Genomic DNA, 14031 nt, shown 5'->3' with positions numbered 1-14031 from the left:
TTCAAACTTCCACCTTGTCCGCCGGTCCGAGGACTAGCTTTAGCTTACGCTAAGCGCCTGCGGTCCGTTCCTGTTCTTCCTGACGCCTGCCCAAGTCGAGCGGCCCAAACGTCAGGCGAAAGGCCCTAGCGGTCGTATCGGTTATTTTGACCCGTTCCGCTATACGACATCCGGGTACCCACACGGCACCGACCATGTCGCAGACGACGGGCAGGCGCCGCCGCGCACTGGCGGTCAAGCCGGCTTCCCGCATCATGTCGGCCACTGACTTGCTCCCCGTCATCCCCAGGGGGACCATGGCGTCGCCCGGGTCGGTGCTCCGGAAGTGAAGGCCGCCATGCAGCTTCGCCGCGTCCATCGCCACGTCCAGGTTGTCGGGGTCACGCAGCAAGTCGGCGGGCGGCCAAGGCTGGACGGTGATCTGCCAGCCAAAGACGTCGCTTTCGGTGATTCCCGGGGTCGCTAGGTTGAACCGGAACGGGCCGTCGGTGTCGGCGCGGGCAAAGTGGAGCCTGTCGCCCGACCATTGGGCGACGACCCGGCCCCCGTCGCTGGTGACCGAGCCGCTTGGTGTGCAGCGGACGCCAAGGTGCAAGGTCTCGGTCTGGCCGTGGTCCAGGCTCGCTCCCAGGACGGCCGCCGCCAAGCGCAGGCCCCGGCGGACCAGGACGTCGGGGTGGCTAAGGAGAACACCGAGGTCGAGGGCCACCTCGACTTCAGAGGTCAGGAAGCGGAGGGGGCCGTTCAGTGGCGTCTCGGCCTTCTCAAGGACGGCGGCGGCCATGCTGTCGAGGAAGGCGCTCTCTTCGCCGACGACCTTTGCGGTGCGGGCGATGTTCGCCGCGGCGCCGGGATGGGCCTGCTCCAACTCGGGCATGACGTTTTGCCTGATGCGGACACGCGAGAACTGCAAGTCAAGGTTGCCCGGGTCTTCGAGCGGCTCCAGGCCTTGGCGGTGACAATAGGCACGGGTCTCGGCGCGGGTGAAGGGGAGCAGGGGGCGGACGATCCCGTCCCGGACGGCTGGGATGCCAGCCAATCCCGCCATGCCCGTGCCCCGGACCAGGTTGAACAGCACGGTCTCGGCGAGGTCGTCCCGGGTGTGGCCGGTGGCGACGAGGTCGCACCCCGTCCGGTAGGCGGCTTGGCGGAAGAAGTCGTACCGGGCGGTCCGCCCCGCTTCCTCGACGCCCACCTTGTAGGCCTCGGCGAGCGCGGGGACGTCGGCCCGTCCCGAGGCAAACGGGACGTTCAGCCGGTCGCAAAACTCGCCCAGCCTCCGGGCCTCGTCCGCCGACTCCGGCCTCTGCCCATGGTCCAGGTGCAGGGCGACCACGTCGAGGCCCAGTCGCACGGTCAAGTGGAGGAGGCACAGCGAGTCGGCGCCGCCCGACAGAGCCACGGCGACCCGGGAACCAGGCGGCACCAAGCCGGAATCCTGAAGGTGGGTGGCGAACCTCTCCAGCACATTCCCCAGATTACCGACCCCTCGCAGGCGCGCCGGGCCAGAATCGGTCCACACTGTCTTGCGAACGGACCTGTCGAACCGGCCGGCACTCTCCGGCGTCAATGGACAGTAAGTAAGGCCTGAGACAACTATGGACTGGAGCCGCCACCGATCCGCCGTCAGCGCCCTCATGCTCGCGCTGGCCGTCGCCTCTCCCTTTGCCTATGCCCAGCAGGGGCGAGACCAGGCACGGACGATCACGCCGGAGGACAAGGCGGTCGTCATCAAGCGGGTCGAAGAGGTCCTGAGCCGTCAGGCGTTTGTCCCCGGCGTGGACTTCACCAAGTTCGACACGATCTTGGCGAGCCAGAAAGACGCCATTGAGAAGGCCAAGACCGAAAGCGAGTTCGCCTTGGCGGTCAGCCGGGCGATGCGTCAGTACGGCCTCAGCCACATCAGCCTCTTTCCCCCCGAGTTCGGCACCCAGCGGACCACCCAGACCCGGGCGGGGATCGGCATCATGATCCAGATTGAGGAGGACGGCCTGCGCGTGGTCAACGTCTTCGAGGACTCTCCGGCCTCCGAAGTCGGCCTGCAGCCCGGTGACTTGATCTTCGAGTCCGACGGGAAGAAGGTCCGTCAGCAGCCCGACCTCCAGGGAGCCAAGGGATCCACTTCGAACATCAAGGTCAAGCGGGGTGACAAGGAATTGTCCTTCCGGGTCACCCGGCGCGATTACGTCGCGGTCGTGCCCGAGACCCTGACCTGGGAAGGCAATGTCGCCGTGCTGCGGATACCCACCTTTGACGTTGGCTACAACCAGGCCCGCGTCGACAAGTTGATGGGCGAGGCGTCCCGTGCCAAGAGCCTGGTCATCGACCTGCGTGGCAACGGCGGCGGGCGGGTCGCCAACCTGCTCCACCTTGCCGCGTTCTTCTTCGACCGCGAGAAGGAGCCCCTCGGCACCTTTGTGACCCGGAACCTGGTGACGATGTACGAGCGCGACAACCCGCCGACTGACGACGTCGTCGCGATCGCCGCCGCCTCCCGCCCCAACGTCCGGGCCATGCTGACGACCCAGCCCAAGTTCACCGGGAAGGTCGCCGTCCTCGTGGACGGCGGCACGGGCAGCGCTTCCGAGATGCTCGCCGCGGCGTTCAAGGAGATCAAGGGTTCCGAGCTCTTCGGCACCAAGACGGCCGGTGCGGTCTTGGCCTCCATCCTCACCGAGATCCCTCGTGGCAAAGGGTTCTGGCTGCAGTACCCCCTCACCGACTACGTGACGATCAGCGGACTCCGCCTGGAAGGGCACGGGCTCGTGCCCGACAAGGTCGCCCCGACCCCTCGCTACGGCGAGCCGGACGTGGCCCTGGTCGACGCCAAGTCTTGGCTGGCGACGATCAGTCCCGAGAAAGCCGCAGGTCGCTGATCGGACGTTCCCGGCCCGTCCCCGAGACCCTCAGGGCACCGGCGTCGGACGTTGGCAAATAAGAAAACGAGGTGTCTGTGCCCGTCACATTGCCGCTACCCAGCGGCCGGGTGGAAAGACTGAGGACGTACCCGTCGCGGTCGCGGACGATCAAGGTGGTCTCGGCGACCCTCCCGTTGGCGGTGAGGATGGTGCACTCAGACCCCTCGATCTGGGTTTTGCCCGAAGTCTTCACGCGCTCACCCGAACCGAGTAGAAGTCGGAAATAGTTCTGGCCCTTCATGAGCGCCCTGGTCAAGGGTTCGACCCGGCTCCGGGTCTGGGGCAGCCGGTCGATGGTCTCGCGGACGCTGCTCTTGCCGCGGTACGTGGTGGCGTGGTCGACCACGGTCAGTTCGCCTTTCACCAGGCTCCAGTCGGTGTTCCCGTCGCTCTGTCGGATGCCGCCGGGCCGATACCAGACGCTGTACTGGCGCTCGCCAGAGGAGACTTTGACGGCCAAGGCCTTCGGTCGGTCAAATGCTCTGAAGACCTTCTCAATCGCACGACGGGCTTCCGAGTCGGCGTAAGTAGGATTGAGCAGCGACGGGTCGATTTCGGCGACCTCGTATGAACCGCTCGGCGTGCGGAACGCGGCGTGTTTGCCCGACGGGTAGGTGATGGTCCAGTCGGTCGTCTTACTGCCCACCTTGGCGTGCAGTCCGGCGAGCCGTCCTGTCGCGGCTTGGACGTCGATGGTGGCTTCTCCGGCGCCGCCCGTCAGGGTCAGTTTCCAGTTCGGCCCGGTGGGTTGAAGCTTCCAGTTGCGGAGTTGCTTGAACTGCTCGACCCATTCGCCCATCCCGCCCGGCTTGATCATCTCGATGACCAAGGGGTCGATTTGGAACCCCGAAGCCCCGACGGCGTCGACGATGCCCACCTCGCCCTTGAAGATGCGGCGGGCGTACTGTTTGGTGCGCGGGTCAAAGACGAGAAGCCTGTTCCCGGACTTGCTCAGGATGCGGACCGGGTCGGCGGAGCCGAGGGTCGTCTGCTTGATCGTGAAGTCGCCGGGCCGCATGTAGCTGACTTCGTAGCGCACCGACTGGGCAACCCCGTCGACGACGGACTTGGAGTCGGCCCGGAAGACGGCCGTGCCCAGCGCCTCGTGCACCGCCGCGACCCGGAGCAACGTCTGGTCCACCGTGTCGCCCTTGGTCGCCAAGAGCAGCAGTCCGATCACCATCTTGACCTGATTATAAGCCGTTCGGTGGAAATCTAGGGGCGACCGAGGCCGGCAGGGGCCTTCGTGCCACCCCACTTGGCGGCCAGGGCGACGACCGTCGCGACATAGGGGAGGCACTGCCAAGCCTCCACGGGGATCGACGCCCCCCACAAGGGCGTGCCTTGGAACTGGAGTTGTAAGGCGTCGGCGAACCCAAAGAGGAGGCAGGCGGCGAACGTCGGCCAGGGCCGCCACCCGCCCAGGATGAGCGCGGCAAGGGCGATATAGCCTCTGCCGGAGGTCATGTTGTCGGTGAAGCCCCTCGCGTTGCTGATCAGCAAGGCCCCCGCCAGTCCGGCGAGGAGGCCGGTGAATAAGAGGGCCTTGAACCGGACGGCGACCGGTCGCAATCCGGCTTGGCGGGCCTTGTCGGGGTCGTGACCCACCGCCAAAAGGTGCAGGCCGCCCCGCGTCCGATGGAGGACAAAGGCCGCCCCCAGGGCGGCGAGGACGGCGGCCACCCAGAAGAACGGTAAGGGTAGTGCCGCCGCCTTGGCCCCGGCGTATGGCGCCAGCAAGGTCTTGCTGAGCAACGAGGTCGCCCCGGCCGCCACCGCGTTGAGGCCCATGCCGCTGATGACATGGTCGATACCAAAGAGTTGGGTGAGCGCCCAGTGGGCCTGGCTGACCACCGTCGCGGCCAAGATGGCGCACACCAGCCCGACCACCGGGTTGCCCGAGACGAGGCCGCCGAACGCCGCCGCCCAAGCGGCGAAGAGCATCTTGCCCTCGATGCCGATGTTGATGACCCCGGACCGCTCACTGGCCAGGGCGCCGAGACCGCCCAGCACCAACGGGGCGCTAAAGATCGCCGTGCTCACGGCGAGTTGGACGATCGGGCTAACCACGGGCCGCCACCTCCTTCCGGTACCGCACCGCGGCAAAGACAAGCACGACGATGCCGAGCAGCACCCCGTTAAGCCCCTTGGGGACGCCCAAAATCGACAGGGCGGACGTGCCTCGCGCGAGCGCGCCGAAGAGGAGGGCGCTCGGGATCACGATCCAAGCCTGTCCGGCGGCGAGGAGGGCGACGCCCAAGGCGTCGAACCCGTACCCTGGACTGAAGTCGGCGTTGAACTGGTGCTTGACCGCAAAGACCTGGAGAGCCCCGGCCAATCCGGCCACCGCGCCGCTGGCCAGCATCGCCCGCAACGTGGCGGTGCGCACGTCGATCCCGGCGAAGCGCGACGCCCGCGGGTTGGCGCCGGTCGCCGAAGCCTCGAATCCGCCGACCGTCCGGCCAAAGTAGAAAGCCATGCCGACGACGACCAAGAGGCCGATGGGGAACGCCCAACTGAGCCGGAACGCCCCGTTGTGGACAAGGTTAGGGAGGGTCGTGGCGTCGGGTAGGAGGGGCGTCTCCGCGTTCTGCTGGCCCGGGGCCTTGAGGACGCCAGCGGCCAAGGCCGTCGCCATCAGGCGGCCGATGTTGTTCATCATGATCGTGGTGATGACCTCGTGCCCGCCCCGGTAAGCCTTGATCCATCCGGGCAGGAACGCCCATGCCGCCCCGGCACCTACCCCGGCCAAAGTGCCGGTCAAGACGCCGGCCGGCCCGGGGACGCGGAGCCCCACGACGGCGGCGGCCAGTCCACCGACTACGTACTGGCCGTCGGCCCCAATGTTAAACAAACCGGCCTTTAGGGCCCAGAAGACTGAAGCGCCAAGGACCAGCAACGGGGTGGACTCCTTGAAGGTCTCGCGCCAACCGGCGGGGGTACCGAACGCACCCGTGAACATCTCGCGCAAGGCGTCCGGTACGGGAGTCCCCGTGCTCGCGACCACCGCCCACACGAGTCCCGCCCCGGCGAGGACAAGCCACCCAAGTCGGGCGTTCATGCCGTCCCCACCATCATCGCGCCGATCGTGACCCGGTCACGTCCCTTACCCTCGGGCGGGCTGGCCAATCGACCGTGGTGCATCACCAGCATCCGGTCGCAAAACTCAAGGAGCTCGTCAAGGTCGAACGAGACCACCAGCACCGTGCCGCCCGCACTGACAAACTCCCTGAAGGCAGCGTAGACCCGCCGGGTCGCTTCGATGTCGAGACCGCGGACAGGTTGGAACGCGACAAGGGCCCTGGCCTCGTGGGCCATGGCGCGGGCGTTCACAAACCGCTGCTGGTTGCCGCCGCTCAGTTCGCTCATCTTTTGACCAAGGCTGGAATGCTTGGTCTCGAAGCGGCTGGCCACCCGCGTGGCCAGGGCCAGCGACGCCGCCTTGTCCAGGACCGGGCCGCGTCGGAACGCGGCGAGCCGTTGGTGACCCAGCAGGGCGTTCGCGACCAGGTCGAAGTCGTCGACGACCCCCTCTTCGTGGCGGTCTTCCGGGATGCAGCGGAGGCCGCTTTCGATGCGCGCCCGTGCCGTGGCACGGCTGACGTCGTGTCCGCCCAAGGTCACTTGCCCGGTCACGAGCGGACGGACTCCGACCAGGGCCTGGACCAGCTCTCGTTGACCGCTGCCGTCGACACCGGCCAGCCCGACGACCTCACCGGCCGCGAGGGTCAGCGACGTGCCGTTGACGGCCATGTCGCCCCGGTCACCACGGACCCGCAGGTCGTGGGCGACGAGGACGGGGGTGCCTGCGGACACGTCGGGTCGGGTGGTTTGAGTGAGCGCTTTCCCGACGATCAACTCGGCGGTCTCGTCTTGTGTCTTCTCCCCGACCGGGAACGACGCGACGTTCTTGCCCTGGCGCAGGACGGTGACATGGTCGCAGTACTGGGTGACTTCGGCGAGTCGATGGGTGACGACGATGACGCTGCGGCCTTGGCCGGCCAGTTTGCGCAAGCTGCCGTACAAGGAGTCGGCGTCCTCGGGCGACAGCATCGCGGTCGGTTCGTCGAGGACCATGATGTCGGCCTGTCGCCACAAGAGCTTGAGGATCTCTAGTTTCTGGGCGCCGGCCGGCCCCAGCCCGGCCGCCGGGGCGTCCCACTCAAACGAAAAGCCCATGTCTTGGGCCAGTTGGTCGGCCCGCAACACTGCCTCAGGCCGGTTGAGCAAGGCACCTGGCTCGGCGCCCAGCATCAAGTTGTCGATGGCGGAAAGTTCAGGAATGATCGCGTAATGCTGGCTGACCATACCGACTCCGGCGGCGATGGCTTCGGCCGGGTTGCGAAAGCGCACCGCCACCCCGTCCAGCCTCACCTCTCCGGCAGTCGGCCGCAATGCCCCGTAGAGAACGCGCATCAGGGTCGTCTTGCCCGCGCCGTTCTCGCCGAGCAAGGCGTGGACGGTGCCCTTTTCGACCGTCAGGTCGACCGCGTCCAAAGCCCTCACCGGGCCGAAGTCTTGGGTCACCCCCCGCATTTCCACGCGCGGTCCTCCCGGCGGGAGGTGTCGGCCCTCGGTCACTGCCGGCCTTCTCGTTCGAGGACTTCAAAGACGGCGGCGGTCGTGTCGGCTCCGCGTCCCTCGGCCTGCAACTGCTTGAGGTAGTCCTCCACCGCCGTCATGCCCGGCAGTGCCGCGCCGGTCAGGGCCGCCGCCTCATGGCAGTAACCGAAGTCCTTGAGTTGGTTGTCGACAGAGAAGCCGGGTGACCAGTCGCGGGCAAGGATCTTGGGCCCGTAGTTTTCGAACGCCCAAGACCCGGCCGCCCCGGTGGCAAGCAGCTCCCGGGTCGTCGCAAGGTCGAGCCCGGCCTTTTGGGCAAAGGCAAGGCTCTCGCACAGGGCGAGCAACGCCCCTCCGACAGCGATCTGGTTGGCCGCTTTCATCATTTGGCCGGCCCCGGGCCCGCCGACCAAGGCGGCCCGCCTGGCATAAGCGTCAAGGACCGGGGCCGCTTCGTCGAAGTCCTTTTGGGCCCCACCGACAAAGATGGTCAGTTGACCCTTCTGGGCTCCCATCGAGCCGCCCGTGATCGGAGCGTCGAGGAACCTGCGCTCCCGGGCGGCGAGGTGGGAGTGGATCTGCTGGGCGCCCTTCGGCGAGATCGTGGAATGGTCGATGAACAGCGTGCCGGGTGCGGAGGCGGGGAGCATCTGGGCCAAGACCTCCTGGACGTCCTCGGTCCGGCCCACGCAGATGCAGACGATGTCGCAGTCCTTCGGCAACTTGGCCAGGCTTTCGGACTCACGGGCACCCGCTTCGATGGCCAAAGACGCTTTGCCGGCGGTGCGGTTCCATACCGTCACCTGGTGTCCGGCCCGTGCCAGGTGGGCGGCCATCGGCCCGCCCATCACCCCCAATCCGACAAAGCCGACCCGCGCCATATGGTCTGCGTTTTTTACCCGGTCGGACGCCCGGCGCGAGCGAGCGCCGACGGCGGCGGCAGACCCAGTGAATTTGCGGGCCATCCCGAGACGATTCTTGTAGTAAATTAACCTTGCTTTGTCAGTTCGGGAGAGCGATGATGCAAGCAAAACTAACATTAACGGGAATAACCTTAGTCGTCTGTGCGTCGGCCAACGCCACGCAGTTCTTCAACGCCATTGAACCTGCCAACAATGCCTCCAGTCGCACCGCCTTTTTGGCTGCGGCCGGAGTGGCCAACGGGCAGTATCTGCAGGACTTTGAGTCCTACGACTTGGACACGGATATGGAAGGGGCGGCAATCGGAGGTGGGGCGACCCTGCACAACTCGGGTACGGGAGGCCTCCTGATCAAGGGTGCTGGCGCCTTTGGTGGTTCCAACCCCATCGGTGACCGCGGGCTTTTCCATAACGAATCGTCGTACGTGGATTTGAACTTTGCAACCCCCGCCCTCTACTTCGGGGCGTATGACATTGACTCCTCGGGAACCGACATCAAGGTCACCTTTTCGGACGGCTCGACGCACGTGTTCTCAACCGAATCGACCGGGGCCTCGGGTGACTCAGCGGAGTTCTTCGGTTTGGTCGCCGAGAACGGCCTGAACTTCACGAAGATCCAATTCGATGGGTCGGGTGTCGGTGGTTGGGGGCTCGACAACTTTGAATACGGTGTCGAGTCGGTTCCCGAGCCCGCCAGTCTGTCGGTCATGGCGGTCGGTGGGCTGGCCCTCTTGCGTCGCCGCAAGAAATAGAAGTCACCCAAGCAACGAATTTTGGCCCCGCCGCACGGTCTCCAAGCGGCGGGGCCAAATGATCGGCGAACTGCCCGACTCAGTCCTTCCATGACGTCGATGTCCGGTCGACGTCCTTGATGAGCTTCTCAACGCACCGCTTCATGATGGGGGCGGTGATCCCGCGGTTGTCCATCGCTTCCGCCATCATCAAGTTCCCGCTTGATGTGATGTAGAAGAAACTGGGTTGGATATTGGCGTTTTCCTTCAAGAGGGCCTCATGCTTCTTGGTCGGTGAATTGGCCCCGAGAAAGACGGTCAGCCACACGTAGTTCTTGCTGGGGCTGATCTCCACCCCGATCGGCACGTTGAAGTTGGCGGACTTGGTCACAAACTCGAACTTCTCTTTGCCGGGCTCCTTGTTGATGTCCTTGGTCTCGTAACCCAGGCCTTGCACCATCGTCTTCAGCCCAGCGATGTCCAGGGCCGGACTTTGCTCGGCCTGTAGGAGAGTGACGTATGTGCCCGCGGCGAAGGCCGCCGTCGCCACCGCGCCGGTGCGGATCCAGTCCATGGGTCTATCTTACAGCCCTCGTCGCCGGGACGCAACGCCAGAACCGCTACAATCACTGCCGATGTCCGTCCGCGTCCGATTTGCTCCCTCGCCCACCGGCCTTCTCCACGTCGGTGCCCTGAGGACGGCGCTCTTCGACCACCTGTTCAGTCGGCGGCACGGGGGCCAGAACATCCTGCGGATCGAAGACACCGACCGGACGCGCTATAACCCCGAGTCGGAGGAGGAGTTCGTCAGCACCCTCGCGTGGGTCGGCATCGAGTTCGACGAGGGCCCCCATGTGGGCGGACCCCACGGCCCGTACCGACAGAGCGAGCGACAGGCCGCCGGGCTTTACCAACCGTGGATCGACCGCCTCCTTGAGTCCGGGCACGCCTACCGAGCCTACGACACCCCCGAGGAACTGGACGAGATGCGGACGTTCCAGCAAGTGAACAAGCTACCGACAGGCTACTTTGGCGGTGACTGGCGCGACGCATCGCCGGAGAAGGTCGCCCAGGCGGAAGCCGAGGGGCGGAGGTCGGTGCTCCGCCTCCGGGTGCCCCGCGGGCAGAAGATCGCCGTCGAGGACGCCGTCCGGGGCAGGCTGGAATGGGACTCCGACGTCGTCGACGACCCCGTGCTCATCAAGGCCGACGGTATGCCCACCTACCATTTCGCCGCGATCGTCGACGACCACCTGATGGGGATCACCCACGTCTTCCGGGGCGAGGAATGGATTCCCAGCGCACCGAAGCACGCCGCCCTGATCGCGGCCTTTGGCTGGGAGCAACCGGTATGGGTCCACTGCAGCGTCATCACCGGGGCGGACGGAAAGAAGCTGAGCAAGCGGCACGGGGCGACGCGCGTCCTGGACTACGCCGCCATGGGCATCCTGCCCGACCCGCTCAAAAACTTTGTCGCCCTGATCGGTTGGGCCCCGGGCGAGGACAGGGAAGTGATGACGCCGACCGAACTTGTCGAGACGTTCGACGTCAAGGGCCTTCAGGCGTCCCCCGGCCGGTTTGATATGGCCAAGTTGACCTGGATGAACGGTGTCGCGATCCGGTCGATGTCCCCACCGGAACTCTTGGACGCGATCGTCTCTTTGACCGAGTCGGTGCACGCCCAACAGTACTGGTCCGAGGTGGACGAAGAATTGGGCAAGACGACTCCCGAAAAGACGTGGAACGCTCTCGTGGCCCTTGCCGACCGGGCGCGCGCAGACCGTGAGTACGCCCTCGCCGCCGTGGTGCTGGAGCAGGAGCGCGTGACCACGCTCGCGGACTTCGGCCCGGCCTGCGAGTTCTTCATGGTGGACGAAGTCCAGTTCGACCCCAAGGCGGTGGAGAAGTGGTTTGGTGAGGCGCACGTCGGCCCGATGTTCGACTCCTTCTTGACGGCCTTGTCCGGAGAGTCGGCCGTAAGCCCGGACTGGTGCGAAAACCTCGTCCGAGGCTACGCGGCGGCCAACGCCATCGAGAAGCTCGGGCCGGTCGTCCACCCCACCCGCGTCGCCCTGACGGGCAAGACGGCCGGCCCTGGGCTCTTCGAACTGATGAGTGTCCTCGGCCCGGCGCGCATGTCGGCCCGGCTCCAACGGGCCAAGGGGATGCTTCGGTGAGCCTTCTCCCCGTCGTCGAGTACGGCCATCCGGAGATGGTGCGGTTCCTCGACCGGTCGCCCTCATTTGACCCCGGCCTGGTCGCGACGGTGGCGGCGATCGTCGCCGACGTGCGCTCGCGGGGAGCCGAGGCGGTGCTGTCGTCGGCAGTGGCGTTCGACTCACCCGACATCAAGAGCCTCTATGTCACCGACGAGGAACTCGCGGAAGCCACGGTAGACCCGGAAGTCCACTTTGCGATCAAAACCGCAATCCAGCGCGTGCAGGACTTCCATGAACTGCAGTTGCAAGTGCTCACCGAGGACATGGACGAGCTTGAACCGGGCTGGGGTTGGCGTACTGACGCGACCGACGCCGATGACACCGGTTTCGAGGGCCAGAGGTATCTCCCCCTCGCCCGGGTCGGGGTCTACGTCCCCGGGGGCTTGGCCTCATATCCCAGTTCGGTCGTCATGAACGTCGTGCCGGCGCAGGTCGCCGGCGTCCCGTTCGTCGTCGTCGCGACGCCGGTCCGGAAGGACGGCACAGTCTGCCCGGAAGTGCTTGTGGCGTGCCGGGAACTGGACGTCGACCTGGTCCTCAAAGCGGGAGGCGCCAGCGCGGTGGCGGCGATGGCCTTCGGAATCGAGGGGATGACCCGCGTCGACAAGGTCGTGGGGCCGGGCAACGCCTACGTCAACGAGGCGAAGCGTCAGGTGTGGGGGACGGTCGGCTTGGACGGATATGCCGGCCCAAGCGAAGTGGCGGTGTACGCCGACGCCAGCGCCGACCCTAGGTGGGCGGCGGCGAGCCTGCTGTGCCAGCTGGAGCACGCGCCCGACAACGTCGGGCTCTTGGTGGCCCGAGACCGGACGACGCTCGACGCCGTCACCAATCAGGTCGAGGCCCTGGTCGCCGACTCACCTCGGCAAGACGTGCTGAGACGGTCGCTCTCGGAGCGGTCTTGCGCGGTGGTCGCGGCCACGGAGTCCGAGGCGGTGGAGATCATCAACCGGTTCGCCCCCGAGCATTGCACGTTGATGGTCGCCAACGCGGGGTCGGTGGCCCAGCAGGTCGTCAATTGCGGTTGTGTCCTAGTCGGCCCGAACACGCCTCAGAGCGCGGGCGACTACTGCAGCGGCCCCTCCCACACCTTGCCGACGTCGGGGGCGGCCCGGTTCGGGTCCCCCGTGAACGTGCTCGATTTTCTCAAGGTCCAGTCCGTGACCATGCTGACCAGCGAAGACATCCACAAGCTGGCCCCCACGATCACGGCCCTGGCCAACGCCGAAGGGTTCCCGGGACATGCCCGAGACGCTCTTGTGCGGGTGGAATAGGGTGGAATTCGCTGGGTCCCTGCATCCTTGGGCGGGCGCTACCGTTTAGAATCTTAAGACCCCGGCAGGATTTGGAAGGCATGGGCAGCACACCAGAGACTGCAGAATGGTTTTACGTTGGCCACTACGGCCAGCTCGGTCCCTTGACGCTTGACCAAATGGGTGAGTTGTGCCGGGACGGGGTCATCGACCGCGACACCTACGTCTGGAAGGCGGGGATGTCCGCGTGGCAGATGGCGCAGACAACGGCGGAGTTGCAGCAGTTCCTCCCGCAGTTGGCTCCCCAACTGCCCCCCCAGACGCACCTCACTCCGCCCGTGTTCGGCCAGACCCTGCCGCCCCAGGCGCCGACGGCCCCGGTCAACTCTGGCTACCAGCCGCCGGTCGTCGATCCCGTCCAAGGCCTGTGGGGATTCGGCCCCGGCGTCCCTCCCGTGCAGCTGACGCCCTTCAACGTTCCCAAGAGCGACAAGAAGCGCATGGTCGCCGGTCTGCTGAACATCCTGCCAGGTTTCGGCCGGTTTTATTTGGGGTACTCGGCCCACGGCGCCTTGCAACTGATGACCGCCGTGTTCTGTGGCGTCGGCTGGATATGGTCGTTCATTGACGGCCTCTACATCATGGGCGGCGGTGTGAAGTACGACGGCTATGGCCGCGAACTGACGGAACGATAGAGCGGTCAGACGACCGACTTCACGGCGACCCGCGCACCGACCTGCTTCGCGCATCGGGCGATGTAGGCGTTCACCTCGCCTGCGTGGGTGAATTGGATCAGGTGGCCGGCATTGGGCAAAACGGTGTCGGGGTCGCCCGGCACGAGCGGGACAACTTGGTCGCGCTCGCCGTGGATTTGGAACACCGGTACCTCTTTGCTCAGTTCGACAGGCCCACGGTAGTCCCACTCGGCGCAGGCCGCCGTCGACCAGCGGAACAGGTCGATGTCAATCTCGGTGGCCATGTCCTTGAGGAGGCGGCGATGGCCGTCGGCCAAGTCGTCTCGTTCAGAGAACCGCTCGGCAAAGCAAAGGAGCCCCTGGCGGAGGATCGCGTGGGGGACCATCCGCGACATGGCCACTTGGCGGCGGAACGCCTCGGAGACGGCCGCGCCGCTCCGGCAACCGGAGATGATGACGACGCCACGGGCCGAGGCACGGGCCTGCGGGCAGTGTTCCAAGGCCTCAAGGGCGACCATCGCGCCAAAAGCAAAGCCGACCAAAAGTGTCGGCTTTTCCCAATCCTGCGTGGCAGCCCACCGGGCCGCATAGGTCCGCAAGTTTTCGTCCGGATGCGGAGTGATCCACTCGCACGTGTGAGCGTCCGGAAACCGGCGGGTCTGCTCGACGAACAGACGGTGGTCGGCACCAAGACCGGGCATGAGCACAAGGCGCGTGTCGCTCTGCATCAAG

The 14031-nt window shown here is 66.1% G+C and carries 13 protein-coding genes; 5 read left to right on the top strand and 8 right to left on the bottom strand.

Going from position 1 to position 14031, the window contains the following annotated elements; translation table 11 throughout:
• Nucleotides 1-49: 49 nt before the first annotated feature.
• A complete protein-coding gene (gene tilS, locus KF857_01955; protein MBX3110747.1) occupies nucleotides 50-1468 on the bottom strand; it encodes a tRNA lysidine(34) synthetase TilS in 1419 nt (472 codons plus the stop codon).
• A gap of 130 nt (nucleotides 1469-1598) precedes the next feature.
• Here tilS and KF857_01950 point away from each other — a divergent pair, with 130 nt between their 5' ends.
• A complete protein-coding gene (locus KF857_01950; protein ID MBX3110746.1) occupies nucleotides 1599-2876 on the top strand; it encodes a PDZ domain-containing protein in 1278 nt (425 codons plus the stop codon).
• On the opposite strand, the gene KF857_01945 is transcribed toward KF857_01950, so the two are convergent.
• Genes KF857_01945 through KF857_01925 form a run of 5 tightly spaced genes read right to left on the bottom strand, consistent with a single transcriptional unit; the run spans nucleotide 2848 to nucleotide 8362 of the window.
• Nucleotides 2848-4101, bottom strand: coding sequence for a hypothetical protein (locus tag KF857_01945; protein ID MBX3110745.1), 1254 nt, complete (start codon nucleotides 4099-4101; stop codon nucleotides 2848-2850). The two genes, KF857_01950 and KF857_01945, sit on opposite strands and share 29 nt — an antisense overlap.
• A gap of 32 nt (nucleotides 4102-4133) precedes the next feature.
• Entirely contained in the window at nucleotides 4134-4988 is an 855-nt protein-coding gene (locus KF857_01940; protein ID MBX3110744.1) for an ABC transporter permease, read from the bottom strand.
• Entirely contained in the window at nucleotides 4981-5979 is a 999-nt protein-coding gene (locus KF857_01935) for an ABC transporter permease (protein ID MBX3110743.1), read from the bottom strand. Before KF857_01935 ends, KF857_01940 begins: the two co-directional genes overlap by 8 nt.
• On the bottom strand, nucleotides 5976-7454 hold the full coding sequence (locus KF857_01930; protein ID MBX3110742.1) for an ABC transporter ATP-binding protein: 1479 nt from the start codon (nucleotides 7452-7454) through the stop codon (nucleotides 5976-5978). Before KF857_01930 ends, KF857_01935 begins: the two co-directional genes overlap by 4 nt.
• Nucleotides 7455-7495: 41 nt before the next feature.
• Nucleotides 7496-8362 (bottom strand): NAD(P)-dependent oxidoreductase, encoded by an 867-nt coding sequence (locus KF857_01925; GenBank protein ID MBX3110741.1) that lies wholly within the window; start codon nucleotides 8360-8362, stop codon nucleotides 7496-7498.
• A 257-nt stretch (nucleotides 8363-8619) separates the two neighbouring features.
• Here KF857_01925 and KF857_01920 point away from each other — a divergent pair, with 257 nt between their 5' ends.
• Nucleotides 8620-9153 carry a PEP-CTERM sorting domain-containing protein gene (locus KF857_01920; protein ID MBX3110740.1) on the top strand — a complete coding sequence of 178 codons (534 nt, stop codon included), beginning with the start codon at nucleotides 8620-8622 and terminating at the stop codon, nucleotides 9151-9153.
• Nucleotides 9154-9232: 79 nt separating this feature from the next.
• Here KF857_01920 and KF857_01915 read toward each other — a convergent pair whose 3' ends face one another.
• Nucleotides 9233-9706 (bottom strand): hypothetical protein, encoded by a 474-nt coding sequence (locus KF857_01915; GenBank protein MBX3110739.1) that lies wholly within the window; start codon nucleotides 9704-9706, stop codon nucleotides 9233-9235.
• Nucleotides 9707-9767: 61 nt separating this feature from the next.
• Between KF857_01915 and KF857_01910 the strand changes: the two genes are divergently transcribed.
• The 3 genes from KF857_01910 to KF857_01900 all read left to right on the top strand — a co-directional run bounded on the left by KF857_01910 (nucleotide 9768) and on the right by KF857_01900 (nucleotide 13299).
• Complete coding sequence (locus KF857_01910; protein MBX3110738.1) at nucleotides 9768-11309, top strand: glutamate--tRNA ligase; 1542 nt, start codon at nucleotides 9768-9770, stop codon at nucleotides 11307-11309.
• Nucleotides 11306-12625, top strand: a complete 1320-nt coding sequence (gene hisD / locus KF857_01905) for a histidinol dehydrogenase (GenBank protein MBX3110737.1) — start codon at nucleotides 11306-11308, stop codon at nucleotides 12623-12625. Before KF857_01910 ends, hisD begins: the two co-directional genes overlap by 4 nt.
• A 143-nt stretch (nucleotides 12626-12768) precedes the next feature.
• Nucleotides 12769-13299 carry a DUF4339 domain-containing protein gene (locus KF857_01900; GenBank protein ID MBX3110736.1) on the top strand — a complete coding sequence of 177 codons (531 nt, stop codon included), beginning with the start codon at nucleotides 12769-12771 and terminating at the stop codon, nucleotides 13297-13299.
• Nucleotides 13300-13304: 5 nt separating this feature from the next.
• Here KF857_01900 and KF857_01895 read toward each other — a convergent pair whose 3' ends face one another.
• A complete protein-coding gene (locus tag KF857_01895) occupies nucleotides 13305-14027 on the bottom strand; it encodes an alpha/beta hydrolase (GenBank protein ID MBX3110735.1) in 723 nt (240 codons plus the stop codon).
• Nucleotides 14028-14031: the final 4 nt, after the last annotated feature.

This window comes from Fimbriimonadaceae bacterium (assembly GCA_019638795.1).
Taxonomy (GTDB): Bacteria; Armatimonadota; Fimbriimonadia; order Fimbriimonadales; family Fimbriimonadaceae; genus JAHBTB01.
Note: the sequence above shows the minus strand (reverse complement) of the source record. Positions and strands in the feature narration are given on the sequence as shown.